The following is a 26,151-nucleotide window of genomic DNA, read 5'->3' as shown; positions in this document are numbered from 1 at the left end:
GGTAGTGCCGGCCGCTGGCCGGCTCCACGCGGACCGTCAGAGGCGCGATGAAACCGGCCGCTGGCCGGCGCCCAGGACGCTGCCGGACACCGCGATGCCGGTCAGCGGCCGGCACTACCGGGTCGATTACGCTTCGAAGGCAGGCAGTTTCTTCTTCACCGCCACGTTCTTCAGCGTCACGTACTTCGGCAGCCCATCGGGCCCGTAAGGCAACGGGGCTTCCCCCTTGATCAGCGGGGCGAGATAGGCGCGGGCCTTGGCGGTGATGCCGAAGCCATCGCGGCGGATGAAGCCGGCCGGCATCTTCTTCTCGTGGTTGGCCACCTTGTGCAGCGGGGCTGCCTCGATCTTCCAGCGGTAGGGCGTGTCACTGGTGCGCACGATCACCGGCATCACCGCGTTCTGGCCCTTCAGCGCGAACTGCACCGCCGCCTTGCCCACTGCCTGTGCCTGCTCCCAATCGGTCTTGGAGGCCAGGTGGCGCGCCGAGCGCTGCAGGTAGTCGGGCAGGGTCCAGTGAACCTTGTAGCCCAGCCCATCCTTGACCCGCGCGGCCAGCTGCGAGGCCACGCCACCGAGCTGGGTATGCCCGAACGAATCGGTGCCACCGCCGGCATCGGCGACGAAGCGGCCATCGGCGGTCTGGATGCCTTCGGAGGCGACCACCACGCAGTAGCCCACCCGCTCGACGACCTGTTTCACTTTGGCCAGGAACGCGGCCTCGTCATACGCGCGCTCGGGCAGCAGGATGATGTGCGGGGCGTCGTCGGCGCCCTGGCCGGCCAGGCCCGCAGCCGCCGCGAGCCAGCCGGCGTGGCGGCCCATCGCCTCGTAGACGAATACCTTGGTCGAGGTTTCGGCCATCGCGGCCACATCCAGCGCGGCTTCGCGCACGGAGACGGCGGTGTACTTGGCGGCCGAGCCGAAGCCCGGGCAGGTATCGGTCACCGCCAGATCGTTGTCGATGGTCTTGGGCACGCCGATGCAGGTCAGGTCGTAGTCGAAGGCCTTGGCCAGCTGGGAGACCTTCCACGCGGTATCAGCCGAATCGTTGCCGCCGTTGTAGAGGAACCAGCGCACGTCATGGGCACGCAGCACCTCGAGCAGGCGCGCGTATTTGCCGCGGTCGGCCTCCAGCGATTTGAGCTTGTAGCGGCACGAGCCGAACGCGCCGCCGGGGGTATGGGCCAGGCCGGCGATGGCGGCGGCGGTCTCCTTCGAGGTGTCGATCAGGTCCTCGCGGAGCGCGCCGAGAATACCGTTGCGCGCGGCCAAGACCTTGATTCCTTTGGCCCTTGCCGTGCTGATGACCGCCGAGGCGGTGGCATTGATGACGGCGGTGACGCCGCCTGACTGGGCGTAGAGCAGGGTACCGTTGGGCATGGTGCGACCTTGGTCTGGGGGAAGGACATTGCAGAGACATTACCGGTATGGGGTAAAGTGCGCGTATTGCGGTGCAGCGTGATTGTGGACAATCCCGGGGCGCGCGCCCTTCCATTTTCTTACCACGTTGGAGTCAGGTTGATGCGATTGGTTCTGTTGGGACCGCCCGGTTCGGGCAAGGGGACGCAGGCGACGCGCCTGAAGGAACATCTCTCGATTGCGCACATTTCCACCGGTGATCTGCTGCGCGCTGAAGTCGCCGCCGGCACCGAGCTGGGCAAGCAGGCCAAGGCCGTGATGGACGCTGGCAACCTGGTGTCCGATGACATCCTGCTGGGCATGCTCGAGTCGCGCCTGGGCCAGGACGATGTGGCCAAGGGCTTCATCCTCGACGGTTACCCGCGCAACGTGGCCCAGGCCAACGCGCTGGACAGCCTGCTGGCCAAGATCGGCCAGCCGCTGGATGCCGTGGTGCAGCTGGACGTGCCGACCGAACTGCTGGTCGAGCGCATCGCCGGCCGCGCCGCCGAACAGGGCCGCGCCGATGACAATCCAGAATCCGTGCGCCAGCGCCTGCAGGTCTACAACGACCAGACCGCGCCGGTAGTGGATTTCTATGCCGGCCGCGGCACGCTTGCACGCGTCGATGGCGTGGGCGAACTGAACGACGTGGAAGCGCGCATCCGCGCTGCGATCCAGGCTTGATGCGGGTCGGTGCCGCTACGGCGGCACCGCGCCGGCCGCACGTTTGCAGGCGCTGGAAACACACACGCCCGGCCCCCGGAGGGACCAGGCGTGTGGTTTGAAGGTGCCAGCGAGCGGGCTTGCTCAGAGCCCCGCAGCATGAGCCCCCCTGGGGATGGCCTCTTGGGGAGTAGGACCAATGGGGTACTGCGGCTGGCCAATAGAATTGTGTCCGTCTTCACAGTACGGCGCTATCGGGAATTCCCCGACACCCCGCTGGGCTTTTCTTATAGTCGACTAGGAGTTGTCTGACGGCGATCTCCATCGACGGTGGTGATCGGCGACAATCGCACGCATGAGCACGATCCACATTCTTGGCATTGCAGGCACTTTCATGGGCGGCGTGGCCGCGCTGGCACGCGAGAAGGGCCATACGGTCCGCGGCAGCGACCAGGCGATCTACCCGCCGATGTCCACCCAGCTCGAACGGCTGGGCATCGCACTGGATCCCGGGTACCGGGCCGACAGCGTGGCGCCGGACTGCGACGCGGTGGTGATCGGCAATGCACTCTCGCGCGGCAATCCCGCGGTGGAAGCGGTGCTGGATGCAGGCCAACGCTACATCTCCGGCGCCCAGTGGCTGTCCGAGCAGGTGCTGCCGGGCCGTGACACGCTGGCCGTCGCCGGCACCCACGGCAAGACCACCACCACCACCATCCTGACCTGGCTGCTGCACAGCGCCGGGCGTGAACCTGGCTTCCTGATCGGCGGCGTGGCTGAAGATTTCGGCGTCTCCGCGCGCGTCGGCAGCGGGCGCGAGTTCGTGGTCGAGGCCGATGAGTACGACACCGCGTTCTTCGACAAGCGCAGCAAGTTCGTGCACTACCGGCCGCTGGTGGCGATCCTCAACAACCTCGAATACGACCATGCCGATATCTTCCCGGACGTGGCCGCGATCCAGCGCCAGTTCCACCACCTGATCCGCACCGTACCCGCGCGTGGGCGCCTGATCGTCAACGGTGAAGATGCGTATCTCGCTGAAGTGCTGGCGATGGGCTGCTGGACCCCGGTGGAGCGCTTCGGTTTCGATCCCTCGCTGGAATGGCATGCCGAGCTGGTGGAGGCCGACGGCAGTGTGTTCGTCGTGCACCATCGCGGCGAGCGGGTCGGTGAAGTGCGCTGGTCGCTGCTCGGCCGCCACAATGTCCTCAACGGGCTGGCCGCGCTGGCTGCCGCGCATGCAGTCGGCGTCGAGCTGGCCACGGTGATCCCGGCGCTGGCCACGTTCCGCAGCGTCAAGCGCCGGCTGGAAGTGATCGGCCAGGCGCGCGGCATCACCCTCTACGACGATTTCGCCCATCACCCCACCGCGATCCGCACCACCCTCGATGGCCTGCGTGCCAAGGTGGGCGATGCCCGCATCGTGGTGGCCATGGAGCCGCGCAGCAATTCGATGCGGTTGGGGGCACACGCACAGGCGCTGGCGCCTTCGCTGGACGGTGCCGACGCGGTGGTGTTCCTGCATCGCCCGGAACTGGCCTGGGATGCGGCCAGCGTGATTGCCGCCGTGCGGGGGGAGGCCCATGCCGTGCCCGATACGGATGCTCTGCTGGCTCAACTGGGCGCGATCGCGGCGCCGGGCGACCATGTGGTGTTCATGTCCAACGGCGGTTTCGACGGGGCCCCGCGTCGTTTCCTCGCGCAGCTGCAGCAGCCCTGAGGGACGCGGGCCATGACCGACACCGCTTCACTGCCCCTGTTCCCGCTGCACACCGTGCTGCTGCCCGGCGCGGTGCTCGGCCTGCGGGTGTTCGAGCGCCGCTACCTGGACATGCTGCGCGAATGCAGCCGTGCCGGGACGGCCTTCGGGGTGTGCCTGATCCTGGACGGTGAGGAGGTCGGTGCGCCGGCGTTGCCGGCGGCCTACGGTGTCGAAGCGCGGATCGAAGATTTCGACGTGGGCGCCGATGGCGTGCTGGTGCTGCGCCTGCGTGGCCAGCGCCGCTTCCATGTGGAGCACACCCGCGTGCGCGACAACGGGCTGATCATCGCCGAGGTGACCTGGTGCGCCGCCGACAGCGACGACGAGCTGCAGCCCGAGCACGCACTGATGGCCACCGTGCTGGAGCACATCATCGAGCAGGCCGGCGCGGCCTTCGCACCGGTCAGCCCGGCGCAGATGGAGCAGGCCAGCTGGGTCGGCTGGCGCCTGGCCGAACTGCTGCCGCTGCAGGACGCGCAACGCCTGCAACTGCTGCAACACGATGACCCGCACCAGCGCCTGCAGGCGCTGCTGGACTGGATGCCGTAACGCGCGGCCCCGCCCCGCGTTACGCCCCTCGGCCGGGTAGCCCCCGGCGCTGCATCACTGGGCCGGCGGCATGCGCACGCGCAGCACCGGCATCTCGGTGTCCGGATGGGTATCGACCTGCTGCGGCAGGCCGTCCAGTGCCTGGCGGACCGCATTGAGCGACGGGTCGATACCCCGCATCGGCCGCCACATCCCGATCAGCTTGAAGTGCTGCTGGTAGTGCAGGGTCTGTGCACTGCCCAGCCACAGCGGTTCGTTGTCCGGCGCTGCCAGGCGTGCCGGTGCGGGCCACAGGCGCAGGGCGAAGATCTCATTGGGTGCATTGCCCGCCCGCAGCATCAGCAGCGATTCGACCTGCGTATCCAGCGTGGCCGGCAGCACCGGTACCTTGTCCTTGTCCGAGGATTTGTCGAGCATCAACAACGCCTGCTCCCAGCCGGCCTGCGGCTGCACGCGCCAGCCCTGGCTTTCCAGCCGGCGCTGCAGCGGCGCCAGTGGACCGGCCACCTGCACATCCAGCGGCCAGCGCTGATCGTCATCGAACTCATTGCGACGCGAGGGCAGGTGCTGCCACTCGGTCGTCCACCAGGCCTGGGCATCCAGCGGCGCCGGGGTCGGCTGGGCCGGCTCGAAGCGCGCCAGTTTCACCGGGATGTTGCGTGGGGCGTACCAGAGCGCGGCGATGGCGAACGTGCCGTAGAACAGCCATGCCACCGGCTTGACCCAGAACGAGCGGTTGAACCGGCGGCGGTAGGCGATGCCCAGCACCAGCAGCCAGAACAGGCCGAACAGCATGCCGCCGATCACATCGCTCAGCCAATGCGCGCCGAGGTAGATGCGGGCGAAGCCGATCAGGCTGACGATGATGCCCGACAACAGGTAAGGCCACACACGCGTGCGCCCGGGCAGTTCGCGGGCGATCAGCACGGCGAAGAAGCCGAAGGTGATCGTGGCCATCGTCACCGAGACCGACGGGAAGCCGAAGCCGCTGCTGGCATCCGGCGGACGGACCACGTCCACCGTCGCACCGAGCAGCTTGCACAGCGCCAGCCCGAAGGCGAGGGCGGCCAGCCAGTGCGCGGCCGCCATCCAGCGCCGGCGCCAGACCAGGTAGCCCATGCCTGCCGCCGTGGCCGGCAGCAGGACCTGCCAGGCCCCCAGCGACGCCAGTGCGGCCATCGGGTAATCGGCCAGTGGGTTGCGCAATGCCAGCATCGCGTGGTGCACGGCCAGATCGACCATCAACGGCTCGCCGTGGGCGACCACCGCCATCAACAGCGCGAACCAGCCCCAGCCGAGCAGCAGCAACATCAGCGCCAGCATCGCCAGTGGCACCGACTCACGGCGCTGCGGGTCGAACACGGCGACAGAGTAACGGCCCAGGGTCGGGTGACGCTGCGACCAGGCCAGCAGGCTGGCCAGCCAGCTGTCCATGCGCGAGGCCGACCAGCGGTAGCCATACAGCACGATCGCCCACACCAGGCCCATGATCACGCCGAGCAGGGCCAGCACCATCACCAGCCGGCCGGCGACCGCGGCGACCGCGTCATACGCCTCGCCGAGCACCCAGCCGGGTGCCAGGAACAGAACAGCCCAGGACAGGCTGGCGATGCCGCTGGCCTGTATGTAGCGCGACAGCGGCATCTTCATCATGCCGGCGATGGCCGGGACGAACGGGCGGATCGCGCCAACATAGCGCGCCACCAGGATGCTCTTGAAGGCATTGCGGCGGAACATCGTCTCGCCACGATCGAGCAGCTGCGGGTATTTGCTGAAGGGCCAGAAGCCGCGCAGCCGATCGCCCCAGCGCCAGCCTACCCAGTAGCTGAGGCCGTCACCGGCGAATGCGCCCAACGCCGCGCAGGCCACGGCATACGGCCCGGAGATCTCGCCCAGGCCGATGAACACACCGACCGCGAACAACAGCGGCAACGCGGGCACGATCGCGCCCAGCACGATGACCGCATCGCAGAAGGCAATGAGGAAAATGACCGCGCCGGCAAGCACGGGGTGAGCTGAGATCCACGCAAGCGTGGCATCGATCCATGACGAGTCCATCGGGGGATTATAGGGGGGGCAAAGTGACTGACTGCCCGCCAGACGCCGGCAATGTGCAGCTTCTGCAGTGAATGAACGCGATCACCCGCCTAGAATGGCGGCATGACACGCCCTGCCGATCCCGCGCCGACCGCCCTCAAAGCTGACAGTTTTGGCCGCATCCTGCTGATGGAGGAGGATGGCCAGCGCTTCGTGCGCCGTGACCTGGAGGCCACGCCCTGGTGGTTGCGGGTACCTGCGTGGTGGCTGGCCCGGCGCGAGGCGCGCGCGCTGGCGCATCTGGATGGCATGCCGGCCACGCCGCGGTTGCTGGCCTGGAACGGGCGCTGGCTGGATCGCAGCTTCATGGCCGGTGATGCCATGTACCAGCGTCCGCCGCATGGCGATCTGGCCTACTTCCGCGCGGCGCGACGGCTGCTGCAGCAGGTGCATCGCCACGGCATCGCGCACAACGACCTGGCCAAGGAGGCCAATTGGCTGGTGCGCGAAGACGGCTCGCCGGCGTTGATCGATTTTCAGCTGGCGGTGATCGGCAACCCGCGCTCGCGCTGGATGCGCCTGCTGGCCCGCGAGGACCTGCGGCATCTGCTCAAGCACAAGCGCATGTACTGCCGGCAGTCGCTGACCCCGGTGGAAAAGCGGCTGCTCAAACGCACCTCATGGGTGCGCGATCTCTGGTTCCGTACCGGCAAGCCGGTCTATCGCTTTGTCACGCGGAAAATCCTGCACTGGGAAGACAACGAAGGGCAGGGGCCCAAGCCGTGAGCGCAGGCAGCGCGCACTCGCCGCAATGACCGGGCCAGCGCCGGGCCGAGGTTGACCACGCGCGGGTGATCAGCGCAGATCGAGGATCTGTTTGCCGGCGAAGCGGCGTTGCGCATCGAAATCGTAGGCGACCCGCAGCACCCCATCCTCGGCACACGCATGGCAGGTGCGCAGCGGCGTGCTGTAGATCAGGCGCACGCCGCCGTTGGGCCGGGCTTCGCTGCCGCTGGCTTCGGCCGGGGCAAACGGCGAGGCATCCGGGTGTGCATCCAGGAACGGTTTGACGGTGGCATCGGCGCGCGACATTTCCGGCAGTACGTCCGCATCCACATCCACCGTGTGCCCGGCGCTGTCGACCAGCAGCGTGCCTTCATTGGTGTTGGCACGGAACGGGTATTCGATGGTGGCGATGCCCACGCCGTCCTGTTCCCGCCATGCGCTCACGTAGCCGGGATTGCCCTGCGCACCCAGTTGATGGGCGGCGGCGATCGCCTGCGGGCTGGCCTTGGCCGCCTGCATCGCCTTGGACAGACAATCATCGGCGACCGGTGCCTGGCCACGACAGGCGTCGACCTCGCCGTCCCAGATCGCCGCTTCGCCGAAGGGGGAGGTGCCACCGGCGGTGCCCGGGACGGTAGCCGCGTCCTGCGTCGCCGAGGCGGCAGGATCGCCAGCAGGTTGGCAGGCGCCAAGGGCCAGCACCAGGGCCAACGCGGTCAGGGGAAGGCGGATCGCCGTCATGTCGCTCATTCCATGCAGAACGTGAACGCCCAGTATCGACGCGGCGCATGAATCCGGCGTGTGCGCCGGGGCGGCATAATGCGGATTCACTGCACTCGCATCCAAGGAATTCCGCGCATGGCCAGTCTGCAAGGCAAGACCCTGTTCATCACCGGCGCCTCGCGCGGCATCGGCTTGGCCATTGCGCTGCGTGCAGCACGCGACGGCGCCAACATCGCGATCGCGGCCAAGTCCTCGGTGCCCAATCCGAAGCTGCCCGGCACCATCCACAGCGCTGCCGAGGCAGTGACCGCCGCAGGCGGGCAGGGGCTGGCACTGAAGTGCGACATCCGCGAAGAAGACCAGGTGCGCGCGGCCGTCGCCGCCACCGTGGATACCTTCGGTGGCATCGACATCCTGATCAACAACGCCAGCGCGATCTGGCTGCGTGGCACGCTGCACACGCCGATGAAACGCTTCGACCTGATGCAGCAGGTCAATTCGCGCGGCAGCTTCCTGTGCGCGCAGGCCTGCCTGCCGCACCTGCTGCAGGCGCCCAACCCGCACATTCTCACGCTGGCACCACCGCCGAGCCTGGACCCGAAGTGGTGGGCCCCGCACACCGGTTACACGCTGGCCAAGATGGGCATGAGCTTCGTCACCCTCGGCCTGGCGGCCGAGTTCGGCCCGCAGGGCGTGGCGGTCAATGCGTTGTGGCCGCGCACGGTGATCGCCACCGATGCGATCAACATGATTCCCGGCGTGGACATCGGGGGCTGCCGCACGCCGGCGATTCTGGCCGATGCCGCGCACGCGGTGCTGTGCCGTGAGGCGGTCGGTTTCAGCGGACAGTTCCTGCTCGATGACGAGGTGTTGGCGCAGGCCGGCATCACCGATCTGAGCGGCTACGCCGTTGATCCATCGCGCCCGCTGATGCCGGATCTGTTCCTGGAGTGACGCGCGCCCGGCGTGCGATGACAGCGGCTGCACACACCGGGCTGTTAAGGTGCGGGCCCCAATTTGTATGGACACTCGCATGTCATTCCGCACACGGACCGCGCCGCTTGCCGCCGCCATTGCCCTGATCAGCCTGCTCGGCGCCTGCGGCAAGGGCCCGGGCAGCGTCGCCGATACCCAGGGCGTGGAGAAGGTGAACGCCTACATCGCCTGCTTCAATGCCGTTGAACAGCCGATCCACGAAGGCTTCCAGCAGTACATCGGCTGGATGCAGGACCCGGAGGCCGGCCCGACCGGCAACGAGAAAAAGGTGCGTGGGCCGGGCACGGTGCTGTCGCATCGCGTGGACGCATGCAATGCCCCGATGGTGGCCGCGCTGGCGATGACGCCGGCCGAGCCGGCACTGGATCCGGCAGCCAGCAATTACCAGAAGACCTTCGTCGACCTGTACGCCTTGATCGAGCAGGCTGACCGTTACTACAGCCGCGAGGACTACCTGCGCGATGACCATGCCGGGATGCGCAGCCAGCATGCGCCGTTGATGAAAGCCTACATGGCCTTCTTCGATGCAGGCACCGCGCTGGATGCCGCACTGGAAAAGCGCGAAGACGAACGCCGTGCCGAGCAGCTCAAGGAGATTGAAGCCTCTGAAGGCCGCTCCATGGCGTACTACCAGATCAAGATCCTCGGTGATGGCAAGCAGCTGACCCAACTGCTCAACACCGAGGCGCCGGACCTGGCCGTGGCCCGCACCCAGCTCACCGCGTTCCAGGCGCTGCTGCAGCAGGCGCAGGATGACAAGGTCGGCAAGGGCGATGCGATGTGGGGGCACCTGGAGCGTGCGGCCGATACGCTGGCCCGTGATGCCGGTCGCCGTATCGAGCGCGTCGAGTCAAAGAAGCCGTACACCCGCAGCGAGCAGATGCTGATCCAGAGCGGCGGCCGGATCAACAACCCGCAGGGCTCGGCCGAAGCGTTGCTGGTCAGCTACAACGACCTGGTCGACATGAGCAACCGCCTGGCGCAGTCCAGCGGCGCACGCTGAGCGGGCGCGCGGCGGGCTGCCAGGCGGCCCGCCCCGCGGTGATCACACGTTGAAGACCGGGGGCAGCTTGTCGCCGCAGTGGCGGCAGTGCAGGGCATCCGGTTCGTGCCCTTCCAGCCCGCAGTGCGGGCAGCCGCGCGCATCCCGGCGCGCGGCATGCTCGGCATCACGCATGGTGTTGGCCAGTTCGGCGGTGTAGATCCCGGTCGGCACCGCGATGATGCTGTAGCCGATCAGGATCAGTACCGAGGTGACGAAGCGGCCCAGCACGGTCTGCGGCACGATGTCGCCGAAGCCCACCGTGGCCATGGTCACCACCGCCCAGTACATGCTGCTGGGGATGCTGGTGAAGCCGTGGTTGGGGCCTTCGATCACATACATCATGGTGCCGGCGATGATGGTGATGGTGATGACCGTGAACAGGAACAACAGCACTTTGCGGCGGCTGCGCCACAGCGACTCCATCAGCACGCCGCTTTCTTCGATGTAGCGGGTCAGCTTGAGGATCCGGAATACCCGCAGGATGCGCAGCGCGCGCACCACCAGCAGGCTCTGCGCGCCGGGGATGAACAGCGACAGGTAGGTCGGCAGGATCGAGGCCAGATCAATGATGCCCCAGATGCTGAATGCGTAGCGCAGCGGGCGTTTGACCACCACCAGCCGCAGCAGGTATTCGCCGGTGAACAGGATCGTGAACCCCCATTCGAGCACGTACAGCCAGTCGGCATAGGCCGCATGGAAGCGCTGCACGCTGTCGAACATGACCACCACCACGCTGGCGATGATCGCGTAGACCAGCAGCAGGTCGAAATTGCGCGAGGGCCGGGTGTCGTGGCGGTAGATGATGTCGAACCACTGGCGGCGCCAGCCGGAGTCGGTGGCGGGGTTGAGCTGGGGGGCAGTGAACGGTCGCATGGGGCGCATTGTGCCCCACCGGCCCAAAGCGCGAGAATGGGATCTTTCCTGAGCCGTTGACCGCCATGACTGCCGCTGCCACCGATCCGCTGTTGTCCCTGTCGCATTACTACCTGCCGGTCTACAAACCGCGCCAGGTGGTGCTCGAACGTGGCCAGGGCGCGCGCGTCTGGGACAACCAGGGCCGCGAATTCATTGATCTGGCCGCCGGCATCGCGGTGTGTGGCCTGGGCCACAACGATCCGGACCTCACCGCCGCGCTGATCGAGCAGGCCGGCAAGCTCTGGCACACCAGCAACGTGTTCTACAGCGAGCCGCCGCTGCGCCTGGCCGAAGAACTGGTCACCGCCTCGCGCTTCGCCGAGCGCGTGTTCCTGTGCAACTCCGGCGCGGAAGCCAATGAAGTGGCGATCAAGCTGGTCCGCAAGTGGGCCTCTTCGCTGGGCCGCCCGGCGCACCAGCGGGTGATCGTGACCTTCCGCGGCAGCTTCCACGGCCGCACGCTGGCGGCGGTGACCGCCACTGCCCAGCCGAAGTACCAGGAAGGCTACGAGCCGCTGCCCGGTGGCTTCCGCTATGTCGATTTCAACGATGAGGTGCAGCTGGAGACCGCGATGGCCGCCGGCGATGTCGCTGCGGTGATGCTGGAGCCGATCCAGGGCGAGGGCGGCGTGATGCCGGCCAAGCCGGGCTTCCTGCAGCGCGTGCGGGAGCTGTGCGACCAGCACAATGCGCTGGTGGTGCTGGATGAGATCCAGGCCGGCATGGGCCGCACCGGTACCCTGTTCGCGCACTGGCAGGACAACATCAAACCAGACATCGTCACCCTGGCCAAGGCACTGGGCGGCGGCTTCCCGATCGGCGCGATGCTGGCCGGCCCGAAGGTGGCCGAGGTAATGCAGTTCGGCGCGCACGGCACCACCTTTGGTGGCAATCCGCTGGCCGCGGCCGTCGCCCGGGTGGCGCTGCGCAAGCTGTCCTCACCGGAGATCGCGCACAACGTGAGCCGTCAGTCGCAGGCGCTGCGCGATGGCCTGGGCAAGATCAACGACGAGTTCAAGGTGTTCAGCCAGGTCCGCGGTCGCGGCCTGATGCTGGGTGCGGTGCTGGACAAGGATTTCGCCGGCCAGGCCGGTCCCCTCCTGGATCACGCCGCCGAACACGGCCTGCTGACCCTGCAGGCCGGGCCGGATGTGCTGCGCTTCGTGCCGTCGCTGAACATCACCGATGAAGAAATCGCCGAAGGCCTGAAGCGTCTGCGCGCGGCCGTGCAGTCGTTCATCGCGTCGCGCTAGCCAACGGCGCTACGTCAGGGCGTATCGCTTCATGACCTTGCCGAACGCGCGGCTGTCCGGTGCGGTCTCGGCCTGCAGGCCGGCCAGCCGTGCCCCGCGCACGTTGACGAACAGGTCATCGATGAACAGCGTGCGCTCGCCACGTGCGCCGAGCAGCGTCACCGCCTTGGCGAATATCGCCGGATCCGGCTTGCGCCCGCCCAGCGCACCGCTGCACAGGATGCGGCCGTGCAGCGCATCGGCCAGGGTCGGAAGGAGCTGTGGAATCGTCTGCGCCATCAGCGCGCCGTTGTTGGTCAGGATTCCGATCGGCAGTGCCTGCGCGATCCGTGCCACGCGTTCGACCACACCTGTTTCCGGTGCGCACGCGGCGATGCGCGCGGCCTGCCACTGCGCGATGCTGATCGTGGCCTGCAGCGCATCGCCCAGTTGCTGCAGGTAGGCGTCGGTCGCCATGCCGCTGTCGTAGGCGCGTTCCAGCCCACTGTCGAACAGTGCCGTCTGCACCTGCGCCGCGCTGCAGCCGATGCTGGCGGCCAGATGGCGCACACGCAGGTGCCGCGCATAGCGCACCAGCACGCCATCGAAATCCAGCAGCAGGCACTCGATCACACGCGGCATGGGGAAGTCTCGTCCAGGTCCAGGGCTGACCGTAACCCAGCCGGGGCCTGCGCTGCGACATCGCGTCGCACGTCGCCTGCACGGGCGGTCACTAGAATCGCGGGGACTGCCTGATGGAGATCGCCTTGAAACTGCTTGCCCCCGTGTTGCTTGCCGGCCTGATGCTGGCCCCGGCCGCCCATGCGCGTGTCTGCGCGATCGCCATCGACAGTACCGACCAGATGAGCTTCAGCCAGAAGGAACTCAAGGTTGCCGCGGACTGCACCCAGGTCAAGCTGACCCTGCGCCACACCGGCAAGCTCGCGGCGACCGCGATGGGCCACAACTGGGTACTGACCCGCGCCGCGGATTACCAGCCGGTGGCAATGGCTGGCATGCGCACCACGTTGGCCGACAGCTACCTGCCCAAGGGCGATGCGCGCGTGCTGGCGCATACCCCGGTGATCGGCGGTGGACAAAGCACCAGCGTCACCTTCTCCACCGCCAAGCTGACCAAGGGCGGCGACTACACCTTCTTCTGCTCGTTCCCGGGCCACTTCGCCATGATGAAAGGCCGTTTCGTGTTCGGTTGAAGCAATCAATATTTAACGGGGACGGGGGTAATTATTAACTACCCCCGTCCCCGTTATTTGATCAGCCTTTGACGACCTTGAACGCTTCGCGCGCGGCCTCGAGCGTTGCCTCGATGATGCTGTCGTCGTGTGCGCTGGACAGGAAGCCGGCTTCATACGCCGAGGGGGCGAGGAACACGCCGCGCTCCAGCATCGCGTGGAAGAAGGTGTTGAACGCGGTGATGTCGCACGCGGTCGCCTGGGCGTAGGTTTCCACCTTCTGGTCAGTGAAGAACAGGCCGAACATCGCGCCGACCTGGGTGGTGGTCACTGCCACGCCTGCGTCCGCCGCTGCCGCTTCCAGCCCCGCGCACAGGCGCGCGGCCGAAGCACTCAGGCGATCATGGAAGCCCGGTTCCTGCACCAGTTCCAGCATCGCCAGGCCGGCTGCCATCGCCACCGGATTGCCGCTCAGTGTGCCCGCCTGGTAGATCGGGCCGGCCGGGGAAATCTGCGACATCAGCTCCCGACGACCACCGTAGGCACCCACGGGCATGCCGCCGCCGATGATCTTGCCGAAGGTGGTCAGGTCCGGGGTAACGCCGTAATGCGCCTGCGCGCCACCGAGCGCCACGCGGAAGCCGGTCATCACTTCATCGAAGATCAGCACCGTGCCGTACTGCGTGCACAGTGCGCGCAGGTGCTGCAGGTAGCCCTCGCGCGGCGGGATGCAGTTGGCGTTGCCCACCACCGGCTCGATGATCAGCCCGGCGATGTGCTCGCCCTGTTCGGCGAACAGCGCGGTGGCCGCTTCGACATCGTTGTAGGGCAGGGTCAGGGTGAGTTCGCTCAGCCCGGCCGGGACACCCGGCGAGGTCGGCACGCCCAAGGTCAGCATGCCGCTGCCGGCCTTGACCAGGAACGAGTCGCCGTGGCCGTGGTAGCAGCCTTCGAACTTGACGATGCGGCTGCGGCCGGTGGCACCGCGTGCCAGCCGGATCGCCGACAGCGTGGCCTCGGTGCCCGAGTTGACCATGCGCACCATCTCGCAGGACGGCACCAGCCGGGTCAGGGTTTCGGCCATGGTGACTTCGGCTTCGCACGGCGCGCCGAAGGACAGACCGTTGCCGATCGCCTGCTTGACCGCCTGGCGCACGGCGGTGTGGTTGTGGCCAACAATCATCGGGCCCCAGGAGCCGACATAATCGATGTAGCGGTTGTCGTCCACGTCGTACAGGTAGGGGCCATCGGCGCGCTTGACGAAGAACGGCTCGCCACCGACCGATTTGAACGCGCGCACCGGCGAGTTGACGCCGCCCGGCAGCAGCTTCTGGGCGCGGGTGAACAGGGCGTGGGACTGGTCGTGGTTCATGCGGTCGTATCCTGGAAGCAAGCGAGGTAGGCGTGCAGCGTGGCGACCGGGTCGGGCGCGGCGTACACGCTGCTGATGACGGCAACCAGATCGGCGCCGGCAGCGATGAGCGGTGCCACATTGTCCGGGCTCAGCCCGCCGATCGCCACCCGGGGCACCCCGAGTGCGGCGCTTTGCCGCAGCAGGTCCGGTGGGGCGCGGCGGGTGGTGGCCTTGCTGGTGCTGGGGAAGAAGGCCCCGAAGGCGACGTAGCTGGCGCCAGCGGCGACCGCGCGCTCGGCCAGCGTCAGGGTGTCATAGCAGGAGGCGCCGATGAGGGCGTCCGGGCCGAGCAGGGCACGGGCGGCGGCGATATCGCCATCGTCCTCGCCCAGGTGCACACCGGCCGCGCCGACCGCCTGGGCCAGGGCCACGTCGTCATTGATGAGCAACGGCACTGCGTACAGCTGGCACAGGCCCTGCAGCGCAGCGGCCTGGGCGTGGCGCAGGGCCACATCGGCGCTCTTGTTGCGGTACTGCAGCCAGGTGGCGCCGGCCGCCAGCAGCGGCGCGGTGCGCGCCAGCAGCCGCGCGGTATCGGGCTCGTCGGGGGTGATGAGGTAGACGCCGCGGGGCGGCGTGGGGGCTGAAGCGTGATTCATCAATGGCTACCGGTAGCGCAACGGGAGTGGGACAATGAGCGCTGTCAGCTCTTGTCCCGCCGTGATTATCCGATGACCGACGCAACCGCCACCACCTTCCGCACCTGGATGTGCGTTGTCTGCGGCTTCCTGTACCGGGAAGAAGACGGGCTGCCGGACGAGGGCATCGCCCCGGGCACGCGCTGGGAAGACATCCCTGATACCTGGACGTGCCCGGACTGCGGCGTGACCAAGGATGATTTCGAAATGGTCGAAGTCGACTGAGGCACCGCCAGGCGCCGCGTCGCGGCACCGTCAGTGCAGGCGCGGCACCACGCCACCGAGGCCGACCAGCTTCTCGCGGACGAACTGGGCATCGCTGGCCTTGGCATTGCGCTTGAGATACAGCCCCAGGTCGTTGCGCGCGCCGGCCTCGTAATCCAGTTGCAGGTAGGCCATGCCGCGATCGCGCAGCGCGTCGTCCTGTTCGGGTGCCAGCTTCAGCAGGCGGTCGGCACTGCGCGCGGCGCGGTCCCATTCGCCGCGTTCCACGTACACGCCATGCAGGTTGCGCAGCATCCTCATCAGGATCGCGCGTGCCGGGGCCGGGTCCAGGATCTGCGCGAGCACGTCGTCGTCGGGGACTTCACCGCCCAGGTGTGAGCGTGCGCGTTCGCGCAGTTCTTCCACACCCAGCGGGCGGCCGCCGTTGAACGGGTCCATCACCAGTACGCCGTCGTTGAGCGGCAGACGCACCAGGAAGTGCCCGGGGAAGGACACCCCGTCCAGCGGGATGCCGAGCCGGCGCGAGACTTCCATCTGCACCAGCGCCAGCGAGATCGGATTGCCCAGGCGGCGTTCGAAGACCTGGTTCAGATAGCTGTTGCGCGGGTCGTAGTACTCGCCGTGGTCGCCGCTGTAGCCCAGCTCGTCGAACAGGTGGCGGTTGACCGCAGCGATCTTCAGCGGCCACATGTCGATCGTGGCGATCTCGGTGCGCAGGTGGTCGGCGTGACTCTGCAGGACCGCGTCGTAGACGGCGGGGTCCAGATCCGGGTATTCGTCCCGGGCGATCAGCAACGCGGTCGGCAACAGCGGCAGCGCCTCGTCATCCAGCTCGGCCAGTGAGTCCCACGTCGGCAATGTGATCTGCCCCTGCATGGGACAAGACTGGCGACAAACGCGCCGCGATTCAAGGGCGCGGCGCGTTTATCAGGGCACTTTTATTTGCCGTCGGCGATGCCGGGGCCGAAGGTGAGTTCGGTGCCGTCCTTGAGCGCCATCTTTTCGGCCTGCCCGGCGTTGAGTTCCAGCACGTAGCGGGCCGGCTCGCTGCTGGGGTAGGGCGGGCAACGATCGCCGGCCGAACACGGCGGCACATCGCGCTGCTGGCTGACCAGGCGGCGCTGCGCATCGAAGTACAGGATGTCCAGCGCGATCTTGGTGTTCTTCATCCAGTACGCCTGCAGTTCTTCGCGTTCGTGGATGAACAGCATGCCGTGGTCCTCGGGCATCTGGTCGCGGAACATCAGCCCGCGGGCGCGGGTATCGTCGTTGGTGGCCAGTTCAACGTGGTAACGGTTGCCGTCCAGTTCCACCCAGTGACGGGCGTTGGTGCTGGCACAGCCGGCCAGGGTGAACAGCAGGAGCAGGGGCAGCAGGCGCAACAGGGACATGGGCGTACCTCGTTGGGGCAGCCGGCGCGGGCGCCGGCCACGGGATCACATCACGATCGGCGGCTCACCGCCGATGATCACCACATCGGCCGGGCGGCGCGCGAACAGGCCGACGCTGACCACGCCCGGCAGCTGGTTGAGCTCGCGCTCCAGCTTGACCGGATCGGTGATCTCCAGGTGGTGGATGTCCAGGATCACGTTGCCGTTGTCGGTGACCACGCCCTCACGCCAGGCCGGCTGGCCGCCGGTCATGTCCATGATGCGGCGGGCGACCAGGCTGCGGGCCATCGGGATCACTTCCACCGGCAGCGGGAACTTGCCCAGCACCTTGACCTGTTTGCTCGGGTCGATGATGCACACGAAGCGCTCGCTGGCCTCGGCGATGATCTTCTCGCGGGTCAGCGCGGCACCGCCGCCCTTGATCAGGTTCTTGTTGCCGTCGCATTCGTCGGCCCCATCCACATATAGCGACAGGTTGCCGGTGTGGTTGAGCTCGAGCACCTCGATGCCGTGCTGCTTCAGGCGCGCGGTGCTCTGGTCCGAGCTGGACACGGCGCCCTTGATGCGGTGCTGGATCTTGGCCAGGGCATCGATGAAGTAGGCCACGGTGGAGCCGGTGCCGACCCCCACGATCATGCCGTCTTCGACGTATTCAATGGCTTTTTCAGCGGCCAGGCGCTTGGCTTCGGACATGGCGGGCAACTCTTGGAGGAAAGGGGTCAGTGCTTTTCCAGCGACAGCAGCAGCTTCCACTGCGCAGCGGTCACCGGGAGGATCGAGAGACGGTTGCCGCGTGCGGTCAGCGGGAATCCTTCGCCCAGCGCATCGGCGTGCAGCTTGATCTCATCCAGCGAAATGGTGTCGCGCAGTTTGCGCTCGAAGGCCACGTCCACCAGCATCCAGCGCGGTTCTTCGCGGGTCGCCTTGGGGTCGTGGTAATCGGATTTGGGATCGAACTGGGTGTCGTCCGGGTAGGCCTCGCTGGCCACCGTGGCCAGCCCGACGATGCCCGGCACCTTGGTGTTGGAGTGGTAGAACATCACCCCGTCGCCGACCTTCATCCCATCGCGCATGAAGTTGCGCGCCTGGTAGTTGCGCACGCCGTTCCAGGGCTCACGGCCCACGCGCTGCAGATCGTCGATGGAAAAGGCGTCCGGTTCGGACTTCATCAGCCAGTAGCGCTTGCGTGCGGTCATGCGGAGTCTTTGATTACGGTAGGTGCCGACCGTTGGTCGGTACGCAGACAAGGGTGGAGACGTCGGTGCAGATCGCATCCACCGCGACGTCCCAGGATTGCACCGGCAGGTCATCGACCTGCTGGACCGAGAAGCCGACCCCGACCAGCCACGGCGGCGCCGGGCGCTGGTGGCGGAATGCGAAGCTGCGATCATACCAGCCGCCTCCCATGCCCAGCCGGCGACCCAGTGCGTCGAAACCCACCAGCGGCGCCACGACCAGCGCCATCTGCTCCGGTGCGAGCGTGTCGTCCAGCGCGAGATCGGGTTCGGGGATGCCGAAGCGGTTGGTGGTCAGTGCCTGCCCGGGGCGCCAGGGCGCGAAGCGCAGCGTCTTCTCGTGCAGGACCGGCAGGCAGTAGGTCAGGCCGGCGGGCAACTGCATCTGCCAGCGGTGCAGCGCGATCTCGCCATCCATCGCCCAATAGCCGGCGACATGGCCCTGCGGGGGCGCGAAAGGAAGGGCGAGCAGGCCATCGGCCAACTGTTCGGCGGCGGCCAGGCGCACGGCGGCGGGGAGATCACGGCGGCGTTGGCGCAGCTGCTGGCGCAGTGCGGAGCGCGGGTCGGTCATGCCTGGGTCCGGAGCGTGCGGGGGAAGCGGATAAAACAAGAGCGACGTCCCAAGGGAACGCCGCTCTTGCTGGAATATTGCATTCTCCGCCGTGACGATGCATGCGAAACGACCTTGAACCCGGGGTTCAAGTGGGTACGCTGGGGTTCCATCGGGCTTCCCGCTACAAGGCGGACTTGCACTCCCGGCGCCGTCGCGCACCCGTGGTCGTAATTAAGGGACAAGGCGAATGTTTGCACACGCCGTCGTTCACAGCAGAGAACGCGACGAGGATTATAGCCCTCTTGTGCGATTCGACCAGTCCGTTCGTCGGTCGAATTGCACATCAATTCAGATCGATGAAGACCGCGCGATGCACGTGTGCAATCAATCACCGCGTGGAACCGGTCGCGTGGATCAACCCGCGCTGTCGAAAGCCCGATCCAGGCGGCGATTGAGATCGCTCAGGGTCTGCTGCAGAGCAATGGCCTGCCGGGCGTGCTCATCACGCAGCTGCTGCAGCTCGTGGGCCAGGTTCAGCGCGGCCAGCACCGCGACGCGGTCGACCGCGGCCATCCGGTTGCTGCCGCGGATCTCGCGCATCTTGGCATCCAGCAGCCGGGCAGCGGCGGTCAGGCTCTCGCGTTCCTCGGCCCCCACCCCCACCGTGTATTCACGATCCAGGATGCGGACACTGACCGGTTCGGTCTGGCTCATGTGTGCTGCTCCAGGGACTTGAGGCGGGTGATCATCGCTTCGACCCGGGAGCGGGCCTGTTCGTTCTTGGCCAGCAGCTGGGAGCGCTCGGCCACCAGCTGCTCCTGCTGATGGCGCAGGCTGCGGTTCTCGTCGGCCAGGCGTTCGTTGCGCTCAAGCAACGCCTCGACGCGGGCGGCGAAGGCCTGCAACTGGGCGATGGCGTCGGCGGGTTCCATGTCCGGCACCATAGGCAAGGGCGGACGGGGCGGTCAAGCGAATAATGACGGGGCCTGCTGGCAGTCGGCCCGCCGGTGCCGGGGCGGGGCCCGGGGCGGGCCATGGCAACCCGGTGGACACAGGTGGATTGCTACACTGTGGCGCTCACAAACCGTAGCCCCAAGATGACCGAACTCCCGAGTGTCGACGACGTAAACCAGGCCAGCCAGGCCCTGGGCCTGGGCGCCAGCGCCGCTGAACTGCACGGCGGCCTCTGCGGCTGGCTGTCCGCCGGCGGTGCGCCGGTGCGTGAATGGCCGGCCCGCGTGCTGGCCGATGACAACCTGCCGACCCCGGCCGAAGGTGACGCCCTGGCGCGCCTGCTCGATGCCAGCGTAGCGCAGATGGAAGACCGCGATTTCGCCTTCGAGCTGCTGCTGAGCGATGCCAGCGATACCGCCGCGCAGGCCGATGCGCTGTTCACCTGGGCGCGTGCGTTCCTGGGCGGCTTCGGGCTGGGCTCGGGCCAGAACCGGCCGGCCTTGTCCGAAGAGGGCGATGAAGCCCTGACCGATCTGGCCAAGCTGGCCCAGGCCTCCAGCGAAGACTTCGAAAGCGGCAACGACGACGATGAAGACGCGCTGGCCGAGATCGAGGAGTTCATCCGCGTGGCGGTGCTGCTGCTGCACGGCGACTGTGTGATGGCCGCGCGCCACCGGCAGCGCTTGAACTGAGATGGATATCCGGCAGCTGACCGGCATCTCCGCCGCCGAATACACCCGCCGCCGCCAGCAGTTGATGGAGATGGCCGGCGATGACGCGATCCTGGTGCTGCCGGCCGCATCCGAGCGGGTGCGCAGCCTGGATACGCATTATCCATTCCGCCAGGACTCGGATTTCTGGTACCTGAGCGGCTTCCCGGAACCGGAGGCCGTGCTGGTGCTGATCCCGGGCCGTCGCCATGGCGAGGTGATCCTGTTCTGCCGCGAGCGCGACGCCGACCGCGAAGCCTGGGATGGCGCGCGCGCCGGCCAGGAAGGCGCGGTTTCGCAGTACGGCATGGACGATGCGTACCCGATCGACGATCTGGACGACATCCTGCCCGGCCTGCTGGAAGGGCGCTCGCGGGTGTACTACCACTTCGGCCGCGATGCCGAGTTCGATCTCAAGCTGATCGGCTGGGTCAACCGGGTGCGCTCGCAGGTGCGGCATGGCGCGCAGCCGCCGCATGAATTCCTGGAGCTGGGCCACCTGCTGCACGAACAGCGGCTGTTCAAATCGACCGCGGAAATCGCCGTGATGCAGCGCGCTGCCGACATCAGCGTGCAGGCGCACCGTGCGGCCATGCACGTGGCGCGGCCGGGCATCCATGAGTACGAACTGCAGGCCGATCTGGAGCGTGTGTTCCGTGCCAATGATGCCTGTGCGGCCTACAGCAGCATCGTCGGTGCCGGTACCAACGGCTGCATCCTGCATTACCGCGACAACAACGCGCGCGCGCACGATGGCGATCTGGTCCTGATCGATGCCGGCGCCGAGTACCGCGGCTACGCCAGTGATATCACCCGGACCTTCCCGGTCAATGGCCGCTTCACCGCCGAGCAGCGCGCGCTGCATGATCTGGTCGGTGCGGCGCAGGCTGCGGCACTGGCCCAGGCCCGCCCGGGCAATGCGTACGAGGCTGGCCATCTGGCCGCGGTGGAGACCTTGACCGAGGGCCTGCTGCGGCTCGGCCTGCTCAAGGGCACGCTGGAAGAGAACATCGCCGAAGCGCATTACCAGCGCTTCTACCGGCACAAGACCGGGCACTGGCTGGGCCTGGACGTGCATGACGTAGGCGACTACCGCTTGGCAGGGGACTCGCGGATGCTGGAGCCGGGCATGGTGTTCACCATCGAGCCCGGCCTGTATGTCTCACCGGACGACCGCAGCGTGGAAGCGCGCTGGCGCGGCATCGGGATTCGCACCGAAGACGACGTGCTGATCACCGAGGACGGCCATCAGGTGCTGACCGCGGCGTTGGCGCGCAGTGCCGATGAGATCGAAGAAGAAATGGCCAGGCGCTGATCCGCGCCAGGGTAGCGCCACTCCATGGGGTGGCTCTACGCGGATACCGGGGCGGCGATCAGCGGCCGGCGGCGGGCACACGATGCAGTGCAGGTACCGACCGTGGGTCGGCACCCGCATCGCCGCTCAGCTGGCGGCCGCAAACACCGGGCGGGTCAGGTTGTCCGCATCGCCCTCGGTGCACAGCACCTCGTCCTCGATCCGCACACCGCCATACGGGCGGAAGAAATCCACGCGCTCCCAGTTGATGCTGGCGCCATTGCCGGCCTGCTTCACTTCGTCCAGCAGCATGTCGATGAAGTACACGCCCGGTTCGATCGTGACCACCATGCCCGGCTCCAGCACGCGGGTCATGCGCAGGTACGGGTGACCCTGCGGGCGCTCGATGCGGCCACCGCGGTCGCTGGCGGCAAAGCCGGCCACGTCATGCACCTGCAGCCCGATCAGATGGCCCAGGCCGTGCGGGAAGAAGGCCGCGCTCACGCCGGTGGCCAACGCCGCTTCCGGCGAGACGTTGAGCACGCCGAAGTCCTTGAGGATGCCCATGAGCGACAGGTGTGCGTCGATGTGCAGCTGCTTGTAGTCCACGCCGGCACGCACAGCGGCGCCCATCTGCTGCTGGGCCGCATCCACGGCATCGATCAGCGCCTGGAATTCGTCATGGCCGCTGGCCGCATAGGTGCGCGTGATGTCGCTGGCATAGCCGTGGGCACTGGCACCGGCGTCGATCAGGAAGCTGCGCAGTGGGGTCGGCGCGCTGCGGCCCAGATCGGTGTAGTGCAGCACGGCCGCATGTTCGTTGAGGCCGATGATGTTGCCGTAGGGCAACTCATTGGCGTCCTGGCCGACCGCACGGCAGTACGCCATGTGGATCTCGAATTCGCTGGCGCCAGCGCGGAAGGCGGCTTCGGCGGCACGGTGGCCGCGCACGCCCAGCCGCTGCGCTTCGCGCATCAGGGCGATTTCATACGGCGTTTTGTAGCCGCGCTGCCAGTCCAGGTAATCGATGACCGGTGCGGGATTGTTCGGCACGAAGGCGCCCAGTGCACTGCGCGGTTCACCGAGGATCGCGCAACGCGCCGCATCCTTGGGCAGCAGCGCCAGCGCCTCGTCGGGCGTGCGGATGATCTGGATATCGACATGCTCCACCCACCAGCCATTCGGCGCACCCGGCACCACGTGCCAGTAATCGAAGGGCTGATGGAAGATCAGGGTCGGGCGCTTGCCGGGGGTGTACACCAGCCAGCTGTTGGGCAGCTTGGTCAGCGGCAGCCAGGCCTTGAAGTTCGGGTTCACCGCATACGGGTAATCGCGATCATCAAAGGCCTGGTAATGCAGGGTGCCACTGGGAATCACCAGATGATCGAAGCCGCCACGGGCCAGCGCTTCATCGGCGCGCTGGCGCATCACGCTGGCATGGTGGGAATACAGGGCGCCGAGGTCTGGCTGGTTCATGGCATGAAGCTCGCTGGCAGTGCGGAATGCAGCCCTAGATTCTGCCGCAATCCGCCAGCGGGCGCTGTGCCGGAACCGGCGCTCAGACTGCCGAAGTTTCCTCGGCGATCCACTGCCGCAGCTGCTCGCGTGATTCGCGGGGCAAGGTCAGGAAGCGGAAGCCCACCCAGGCCTGGCCCGGTGCATGGGTCTGCTCGCTCCAGAGCAGGTGCACGCCGACGTCGATCAGCAGCGGCTGACCCTGCGGGCCGGGAATGGTGAACTGCAGCTGGTACAGCGCATCGTCCTGCATCGGCACCGAGGCCAGCATCAGCATGCCGGTTTCGGAGACATTGCCGAGCCGGCCGATCACGGTCTCGGCCATCAGGTCGGTCACGGGCACCAGCTCGGTCACCTGGCGGCGCGGCGCGCGGCGGGTATCGGGTGTGGTCATTCGGTGCTCTCCGCAGGCGTGCCGGCCAGCGAGCGCAGGGTGCGCAGGGTGGCCTGCCACGCACGGTCAATCAGCCTGCCCTTGTCTTCGGTGACGATCCGCACCTGGCCATGGGCCATCAACCGCGACAGGGCATCCAGCGAGTACTCACCCACCTTCTGCCCACGTTGATTGACGAACAGCGCGTTGTCGGTGATCAGGCTGTACCAGGACAACCGCTGCCGGCGCACGTCGCCCTGCTGGTTGGTGGTGAACTCGAACCAGGTCCCGAAGGGCAGGGTGCGCAGCTGGCGATAGCAGTCGTCCTCGGCGGTGCTGCGCGCGAGCGGGGCGACCTTGCGCGGATCACTGGCATCGGCCTGCTCGCCCAGCCGCGTGCGGGCGCGCAGGCGGGCGGTGAGCTCGGTGCGTGAACTGCTGTCATCCTCGCCGCCGGGCGTGGACAGGCGCCGCGCGATCGCGGCCGCCTCGTCCTGGTGGTAGCCGACCTGCAGCAGAGCGGACTCGACCTGCTGCCCCAGCACATCATCACGCTCGGCCATGCCCGGCGCCAGGCAGGTCACCTCGGCGATCCGGGCAGTTTCCTGCTGGCGCTGCTGCCACTGCGGCGAGGTCTCGCCGTTGCGCAGCAGGGTGAGCGTGAGCACGTCCGACCACGCCTGTTTCAGCAGCGCCTGCACGAAGCGCGGGGGCGCGGCCTGTGCGCACAACTGCTCGATGCTGGTGCTGGCCTGCTGCTTGGCCGCCTCCAGCCGCTCCTTGCCGCGGGCGGCTTCGACATGCCGCCGCTCGGCCAGTTCGGCCTTGTGGGCCAGCGTGCGGAAGTGCTGCTGGATCTCCTCGTTGGCGGTGTCGAAGACCGCCACATCGCCGTCGTACTCGTTGACCACCTGGTCGACGGCGTGGCCGAGCTTCTGCACCAGCTGCGGGTCCACGTCTTCCTCGCCCAGCCAGTTGGCGCCGGCCTCGGCCACCGCATTGAGCAGCTCGCGCGCCGGGTGCTGGTCGCGCACGAAAAAGGCCGGGTCGGACAGGGCCGCGCGGGCGACCGGCACCTGCAGGCGGGTCAGCAGGTCGGCGGCCGCGGCCTCGGGCCGCACCTCGCGCTGGATCTGCCCGTAGAGCATGTCGAGCAGATCGAAAGTGTCGCTGTCCTTGACCGTCAATGACGCCTGCGCGCCATGTTCGGCACGGACCTGGGCGAGCAGCGCGTTGTGCAGATCGGCCATGCTGCGGCGGGCGCCGCCGGGGGCGACCGCTTGGCTCTGCAGCCTGGCCAGCGTGGCGTGCACGGCGTCGGCCGGTACCGCCAGCGCGGGAGGCGCCTCGGGCGCCAGGAAGGCGTTTTCCGTGGGGGTGGCAACGGGCTGGGCCGAGGCGCCGACGGCTTGCGCGGCCAGCGCTGCGCCGCCAGGTACCGCGCCGGCCGCATGTGCCTGCCGGGCAGCGCCCAACAGCTGGTGCAGCGCTGACATTGCCGGTGCACCGAGGTCGGCCGCAGCGGGGCTGGTGGGGGCGCTCGGCGCTGACACGGACGGCGATGCCGTTGGCGGTGCCGCCGCCGCGTCACCGATGGGTGCGGTGCCGTCCGGCGCGGCGGACGCCGTGGCCAGTGCCATGGCTTGCTCGGTCATCGCTGCCCAGCCGGTACTCGGCGCGCTGCCGTTCCAGCCGGTCAGGGGCCGCGCCGCCGCGCCGCCGCGTGCGCCGGGCAGGCCACGCTCGGGACCGGTGATGATCCGGCGCGTGGTTGCCGAGCGGGCGAGATAGGGGGTGTACACCAGCCCTGGAAGCACGCCTTCGTGCGCAAGCAGGATGTTGGCGCGTTCGAGCAGTTCACCCAGCCGCTCCAGCAATTGACGGTCGAACACGCGGTACAGCGCCAGCTGTGTTTCCAGGCCCAGCGCGAAGTCTTCACCCAGTTCGCGCACGATCCGGCACAGCGCCTGCGGCCCGAACGGCAGGTCATCGACATCGAAGGCCGGTCCGGCGGCGAGCACCCCGAAGCGCTGGCCGAGCAACTGCAGGGCGGTGGCCGAGCGCTGGGCTTCGCGGCGGATGATGTCCACCAGCACGATGTCGCGGTCCACGTCGGTGTCGTTGACCAGGGTCAGTGCGGTAGCCGAAACGGATACCTCGGTCGGGACGATGCGCTGGGTGTGGCGGGGGCCGCGCAGGCTGGCCAGGCTCACCGCCACCGCCTCCAGGAAGCGGGGGCCGAACTGCGCGTTGACTTCATGCAGCTGGCGCGCCTGCGCGAAGATGTCCGCCTGGATCTGGCTGTTGCGCGCGCGCTCGGCATCGCGGAACAGCTCGCGCTCGAGCTCCACGATGGTCAGCTTGAGCGGCGCGGTGAGGGTCTGCACTGCCAGCCCGTGCAGCGCGGCCAGCAGGCGGCGCACGCGCGGCGGCGCGGCCACGTCCGCAAAGCGGGTCATGTCGGGCTGGGACGACGAAGGTGCGGGCGCAGACATCCGATGTTCTTCCAGCTCCCCTGAGAACACGGAATCTAACGGTTTC

At 67.7% G+C, this 26,151-nt stretch carries 28 protein-coding genes and 1 other RNA gene; 11 read left to right on the top strand and 18 right to left on the bottom strand.

Going from position 1 to position 26,151, the window contains the following annotated elements:
- Positions 1 to 126 precede the first annotated feature (126 nt).
- Positions 127 to 1,383 carry a 6-phosphofructokinase gene (locus AC06E9_RS03605; protein ID WP_121039536.1) on the bottom strand — a complete coding sequence of 419 codons (1,257 nt, stop codon included), beginning with the start codon at positions 1,381 to 1,383 and terminating at the stop codon, positions 127 to 129.
- A 141-nt stretch (positions 1,384 to 1,524) separates the two neighbouring features.
- Here AC06E9_RS03605 and AC06E9_RS03600 point away from each other — a divergent pair, with 141 nt between their 5' ends.
- The 3 genes from AC06E9_RS03600 to AC06E9_RS03590 all read left to right on the top strand — a co-directional run bounded on the left by AC06E9_RS03600 (position 1,525) and on the right by AC06E9_RS03590 (position 4,378).
- Entirely contained in the window at positions 1,525 to 2,088 is a 564-nt protein-coding gene (locus AC06E9_RS03600; protein WP_019183836.1) for an adenylate kinase, read from the top strand.
- Positions 2,089 to 2,422: 334 nt separating this feature from the next.
- Positions 2,423 to 3,787 carry a UDP-N-acetylmuramate:L-alanyl-gamma-D-glutamyl-meso-diaminopimelate ligase gene (mpl, locus tag AC06E9_RS03595; RefSeq protein WP_282263450.1) on the top strand — a complete coding sequence of 455 codons (1,365 nt, stop codon included), beginning with the start codon at positions 2,423 to 2,425 and terminating at the stop codon, positions 3,785 to 3,787.
- Positions 3,788 to 3,799: 12 nt separating this feature from the next.
- A complete protein-coding gene (locus AC06E9_RS03590; protein ID WP_152152575.1) occupies positions 3,800 to 4,378 on the top strand; it encodes an LON peptidase substrate-binding domain-containing protein in 579 nt (192 codons plus the stop codon).
- 54 nt (positions 4,379 to 4,432) lie between these two features.
- On the opposite strand, the gene AC06E9_RS03585 is transcribed toward AC06E9_RS03590, so the two are convergent.
- Positions 4,433 to 6,436 (bottom strand): bifunctional DedA family/phosphatase PAP2 family protein, encoded by a 2,004-nt coding sequence (locus tag AC06E9_RS03585; protein ID WP_478055486.1) that lies wholly within the window; start codon positions 6,434 to 6,436, stop codon positions 4,433 to 4,435.
- A gap of 102 nt (positions 6,437 to 6,538) precedes the next feature.
- Between AC06E9_RS03585 and AC06E9_RS03580 the strand changes: the two genes are divergently transcribed.
- A complete protein-coding gene (locus tag AC06E9_RS03580; RefSeq protein WP_121039524.1) occupies positions 6,539 to 7,201 on the top strand; it encodes a phosphotransferase in 663 nt (220 codons plus the stop codon).
- 69 nt (positions 7,202 to 7,270) lie between these two features.
- On the opposite strand, the gene AC06E9_RS03575 is transcribed toward AC06E9_RS03580, so the two are convergent.
- Positions 7,271 to 7,942: a hypothetical protein gene (locus AC06E9_RS03575; RefSeq protein ID WP_478055485.1), complete on the bottom strand. Its 672-nt coding sequence runs from the start codon at positions 7,940 to 7,942 to the stop codon at positions 7,271 to 7,273.
- Positions 7,943 to 8,059: 117 nt separating this feature from the next.
- On the opposite strand from AC06E9_RS03575, the gene AC06E9_RS03570 reads away from it, so the two are divergent.
- Positions 8,060 to 8,878 (top strand): SDR family oxidoreductase, encoded by an 819-nt coding sequence (locus AC06E9_RS03570; RefSeq protein WP_478055484.1) that lies wholly within the window; start codon positions 8,060 to 8,062, stop codon positions 8,876 to 8,878.
- 79 nt (positions 8,879 to 8,957) lie between these two features.
- Positions 8,958 to 9,923, top strand: a complete 966-nt coding sequence (locus tag AC06E9_RS03565) for a YiiG family protein (protein WP_152152569.1) — start codon at positions 8,958 to 8,960, stop codon at positions 9,921 to 9,923.
- 42 nt (positions 9,924 to 9,965) lie between these two features.
- On the opposite strand, the gene AC06E9_RS03560 is transcribed toward AC06E9_RS03565, so the two are convergent.
- A complete protein-coding gene (locus AC06E9_RS03560) occupies positions 9,966 to 10,838 on the bottom strand; it encodes an ion transporter (RefSeq protein WP_121039512.1) in 873 nt (290 codons plus the stop codon).
- A gap of 65 nt (positions 10,839 to 10,903) precedes the next feature.
- Between AC06E9_RS03560 and AC06E9_RS03555 the strand changes: the two genes are divergently transcribed.
- Entirely contained in the window at positions 10,904 to 12,133 is a 1,230-nt protein-coding gene (locus AC06E9_RS03555; RefSeq protein WP_121039509.1) for an acetylornithine transaminase, read from the top strand.
- A gap of 9 nt (positions 12,134 to 12,142) precedes the next feature.
- On the opposite strand, the gene AC06E9_RS03550 is transcribed toward AC06E9_RS03555, so the two are convergent.
- Positions 12,143 to 12,754 carry an HAD-IA family hydrolase gene (locus tag AC06E9_RS03550; protein ID WP_478055483.1) on the bottom strand — a complete coding sequence of 204 codons (612 nt, stop codon included), beginning with the start codon at positions 12,752 to 12,754 and terminating at the stop codon, positions 12,143 to 12,145.
- A gap of 113 nt (positions 12,755 to 12,867) precedes the next feature.
- On the opposite strand from AC06E9_RS03550, the gene azu reads away from it, so the two are divergent.
- The gene (azu, locus tag AC06E9_RS03545; RefSeq protein WP_152152563.1) at positions 12,868 to 13,326 is read left to right on the top strand and encodes an azurin; all 459 of its coding nucleotides are present in this window, start codon (positions 12,868 to 12,870) and stop codon (positions 13,324 to 13,326) included.
- Positions 13,327 to 13,387: 61 nt separating this feature from the next.
- Here azu and hemL read toward each other — a convergent pair whose 3' ends face one another.
- A complete protein-coding gene (gene hemL, locus AC06E9_RS03540; protein WP_152152561.1) occupies positions 13,388 to 14,677 on the bottom strand; it encodes a glutamate-1-semialdehyde 2,1-aminomutase in 1,290 nt (429 codons plus the stop codon).
- Positions 14,674 to 15,318, bottom strand: a complete 645-nt coding sequence (thiE, locus tag AC06E9_RS03535; protein WP_478055482.1) for a thiamine phosphate synthase — start codon at positions 15,316 to 15,318, stop codon at positions 14,674 to 14,676. Before thiE ends, hemL begins: the two co-directional genes overlap by 4 nt.
- Before the next feature lie 72 nt (positions 15,319 to 15,390).
- Between thiE and AC06E9_RS03530 the strand changes: the two genes are divergently transcribed.
- A complete protein-coding gene (locus tag AC06E9_RS03530; RefSeq protein ID WP_121039493.1) occupies positions 15,391 to 15,582 on the top strand; it encodes a rubredoxin in 192 nt (63 codons plus the stop codon).
- 30 nt (positions 15,583 to 15,612) lie between these two features.
- On the opposite strand, the gene AC06E9_RS03525 is transcribed toward AC06E9_RS03530, so the two are convergent.
- From AC06E9_RS03525 to AC06E9_RS03490, 8 genes are all read right to left on the bottom strand, one after another.
- Positions 15,613 to 16,458 carry a SirB1 family protein gene (locus AC06E9_RS03525; protein WP_121039490.1) on the bottom strand — a complete coding sequence of 282 codons (846 nt, stop codon included), beginning with the start codon at positions 16,456 to 16,458 and terminating at the stop codon, positions 15,613 to 15,615.
- 62 nt (positions 16,459 to 16,520) lie between these two features.
- Positions 16,521 to 16,973, bottom strand: coding sequence for a DUF192 domain-containing protein (locus AC06E9_RS03520; protein ID WP_121039487.1), 453 nt, complete (start codon positions 16,971 to 16,973; stop codon positions 16,521 to 16,523).
- A 45-nt stretch (positions 16,974 to 17,018) separates the two neighbouring features.
- A complete protein-coding gene (rpiA, locus tag AC06E9_RS03515) occupies positions 17,019 to 17,666 on the bottom strand; it encodes a ribose-5-phosphate isomerase RpiA (RefSeq protein ID WP_121039484.1) in 648 nt (215 codons plus the stop codon).
- A 26-nt stretch (positions 17,667 to 17,692) separates the two neighbouring features.
- A complete protein-coding gene (locus tag AC06E9_RS03510; RefSeq protein ID WP_121039481.1) occupies positions 17,693 to 18,169 on the bottom strand; it encodes an EVE domain-containing protein in 477 nt (158 codons plus the stop codon).
- A 13-nt stretch (positions 18,170 to 18,182) separates the two neighbouring features.
- Positions 18,183 to 18,782, bottom strand: a complete 600-nt coding sequence (locus tag AC06E9_RS03505; RefSeq protein WP_282259102.1) for a 5-formyltetrahydrofolate cyclo-ligase — start codon at positions 18,780 to 18,782, stop codon at positions 18,183 to 18,185.
- 79 nt (positions 18,783 to 18,861) lie between these two features.
- Positions 18,862 to 19,046: non-coding RNA, 6S RNA (gene ssrS, locus AC06E9_RS03500), on the bottom strand.
- A 132-nt stretch (positions 19,047 to 19,178) separates the two neighbouring features.
- Positions 19,179 to 19,478, bottom strand: a complete 300-nt coding sequence (locus tag AC06E9_RS03495; protein ID WP_019183856.1) for a cell division protein ZapA — start codon at positions 19,476 to 19,478, stop codon at positions 19,179 to 19,181.
- On the bottom strand, positions 19,475 to 19,696 hold the full coding sequence (locus AC06E9_RS03490) for a TIGR02449 family protein (protein WP_121041210.1): 222 nt from the start codon (positions 19,694 to 19,696) through the stop codon (positions 19,475 to 19,477). The genes AC06E9_RS03495 and AC06E9_RS03490 overlap by 4 nt, the downstream gene beginning before the upstream one ends.
- A 165-nt stretch (positions 19,697 to 19,861) precedes the next feature.
- On the opposite strand from AC06E9_RS03490, the gene AC06E9_RS03485 reads away from it, so the two are divergent.
- On the top strand, positions 19,862 to 20,410 hold the full coding sequence (locus AC06E9_RS03485) for a UPF0149 family protein (protein ID WP_121039475.1): 549 nt from the start codon (positions 19,862 to 19,864) through the stop codon (positions 20,408 to 20,410).
- A 7-nt stretch (positions 20,411 to 20,417) separates the two neighbouring features.
- On the top strand, positions 20,418 to 21,743 hold the full coding sequence (locus AC06E9_RS03480) for an aminopeptidase P N-terminal domain-containing protein (RefSeq protein WP_121041208.1): 1,326 nt from the start codon (positions 20,418 to 20,420) through the stop codon (positions 21,741 to 21,743).
- A 126-nt stretch (positions 21,744 to 21,869) separates the two neighbouring features.
- On the opposite strand, the gene pepQ is transcribed toward AC06E9_RS03480, so the two are convergent.
- From pepQ to AC06E9_RS03465, 3 genes are all read right to left on the bottom strand, one after another.
- Complete coding sequence (gene pepQ, locus AC06E9_RS03475; protein ID WP_152152555.1) at positions 21,870 to 23,198, bottom strand: Xaa-Pro dipeptidase; 1,329 nt, start codon at positions 23,196 to 23,198, stop codon at positions 21,870 to 21,872.
- Positions 23,199 to 23,280: 82 nt separating this feature from the next.
- A complete protein-coding gene (locus AC06E9_RS03470; protein ID WP_121039469.1) occupies positions 23,281 to 23,631 on the bottom strand; it encodes a PilZ domain-containing protein in 351 nt (116 codons plus the stop codon).
- Positions 23,628 to 26,105 (bottom strand): DUF1631 domain-containing protein, encoded by a 2,478-nt coding sequence (locus tag AC06E9_RS03465; RefSeq protein ID WP_478055481.1) that lies wholly within the window; start codon positions 26,103 to 26,105, stop codon positions 23,628 to 23,630. The genes AC06E9_RS03470 and AC06E9_RS03465 overlap by 4 nt, the downstream gene beginning before the upstream one ends.
- Between the last annotated feature and the right edge of the window lie 46 nt (positions 26,106 to 26,151).

It is taken from the genome of Stenotrophomonas sp. Steno-Z10-BAI, assembly GCF_056393115.1.
The sequence above is the reverse complement of the archived record's forward strand: the minus strand, read 5'-3'. Positions and strand labels throughout refer to the sequence as shown.

Bases quoted from the DNA above. Each gene is read 5' to 3' on its own strand.
- AC06E9_RS03605 (WP_121039536.1), bottom strand. From the start codon at position 1,383: ATGCCCAACGGTACCCTGCTCTACGCCCAGTCAGGCGGCGTCACCGCC.
- AC06E9_RS03600 (WP_019183836.1), top strand. From the start codon at position 1,525: ATGCGATTGGTTCTGTTGGGACCGCCCGGTTCGGGCAAGGGGACGCAG.
- mpl (WP_282263450.1), top strand. From the start codon at position 2,423: ATGAGCACGATCCACATTCTTGGCATTGCAGGCACTTTCATGGGCGGC.
- AC06E9_RS03590 (WP_152152575.1), top strand. From the start codon at position 3,800: ATGACCGACACCGCTTCACTGCCCCTGTTCCCGCTGCACACCGTGCTG.
- AC06E9_RS03585 (WP_478055486.1), bottom strand. From the start codon at position 6,436: ATGGACTCGTCATGGATCGATGCCACGCTTGCGTGGATCTCAGCTCAC.
- AC06E9_RS03580 (WP_121039524.1), top strand. From the start codon at position 6,539: ATGACACGCCCTGCCGATCCCGCGCCGACCGCCCTCAAAGCTGACAGT.
- AC06E9_RS03575 (WP_478055485.1), bottom strand. From the start codon at position 7,942: ATGACGGCGATCCGCCTTCCCCTGACCGCGTTGGCCCTGGTGCTGGCC.
- AC06E9_RS03570 (WP_478055484.1), top strand. From the start codon at position 8,060: ATGGCCAGTCTGCAAGGCAAGACCCTGTTCATCACCGGCGCCTCGCGC.
- AC06E9_RS03565 (WP_152152569.1), top strand. From the start codon at position 8,958: ATGTCATTCCGCACACGGACCGCGCCGCTTGCCGCCGCCATTGCCCTG.
- AC06E9_RS03560 (WP_121039512.1), bottom strand. From the start codon at position 10,838: ATGCGACCGTTCACTGCCCCCCAGCTCAACCCCGCCACCGACTCCGGC.
- AC06E9_RS03555 (WP_121039509.1), top strand. From the start codon at position 10,904: ATGACTGCCGCTGCCACCGATCCGCTGTTGTCCCTGTCGCATTACTAC.
- AC06E9_RS03550 (WP_478055483.1), bottom strand. From the start codon at position 12,754: ATGCCGCGTGTGATCGAGTGCCTGCTGCTGGATTTCGATGGCGTGCTG.
- azu (WP_152152563.1), top strand. From the start codon at position 12,868: ATGGAGATCGCCTTGAAACTGCTTGCCCCCGTGTTGCTTGCCGGCCTG.
- hemL (WP_152152561.1), bottom strand. From the start codon at position 14,677: ATGAACCACGACCAGTCCCACGCCCTGTTCACCCGCGCCCAGAAGCTG.
- thiE (WP_478055482.1), bottom strand. From the start codon at position 15,318: ATGAATCACGCTTCAGCCCCCACGCCGCCCCGCGGCGTCTACCTCATC.
- AC06E9_RS03530 (WP_121039493.1), top strand. From the start codon at position 15,391: ATGACCGACGCAACCGCCACCACCTTCCGCACCTGGATGTGCGTTGTC.
- AC06E9_RS03525 (WP_121039490.1), bottom strand. From the start codon at position 16,458: ATGCAGGGGCAGATCACATTGCCGACGTGGGACTCACTGGCCGAGCTG.
- AC06E9_RS03520 (WP_121039487.1), bottom strand. From the start codon at position 16,973: ATGTCCCTGTTGCGCCTGCTGCCCCTGCTCCTGCTGTTCACCCTGGCC.
- rpiA (WP_121039484.1), bottom strand. From the start codon at position 17,666: ATGTCCGAAGCCAAGCGCCTGGCCGCTGAAAAAGCCATTGAATACGTC.
- AC06E9_RS03510 (WP_121039481.1), bottom strand. From the start codon at position 18,169: ATGACCGCACGCAAGCGCTACTGGCTGATGAAGTCCGAACCGGACGCC.
- AC06E9_RS03505 (WP_282259102.1), bottom strand. From the start codon at position 18,782: ATGACCGACCCGCGCTCCGCACTGCGCCAGCAGCTGCGCCAACGCCGC.
- AC06E9_RS03495 (WP_019183856.1), bottom strand. From the start codon at position 19,478: ATGAGCCAGACCGAACCGGTCAGTGTCCGCATCCTGGATCGTGAATAC.
- AC06E9_RS03490 (WP_121041210.1), bottom strand. From the start codon at position 19,696: ATGGAACCCGCCGACGCCATCGCCCAGTTGCAGGCCTTCGCCGCCCGC.
- AC06E9_RS03485 (WP_121039475.1), top strand. From the start codon at position 19,862: ATGACCGAACTCCCGAGTGTCGACGACGTAAACCAGGCCAGCCAGGCC.
- pepQ (WP_152152555.1), bottom strand. From the start codon at position 23,198: ATGAACCAGCCAGACCTCGGCGCCCTGTATTCCCACCATGCCAGCGTG.
- AC06E9_RS03470 (WP_121039469.1), bottom strand. From the start codon at position 23,631: ATGACCACACCCGATACCCGCCGCGCGCCGCGCCGCCAGGTGACCGAG.
- AC06E9_RS03465 (WP_478055481.1), bottom strand. From the start codon at position 26,105: ATGTCTGCGCCCGCACCTTCGTCGTCCCAGCCCGACATGACCCGCTTT.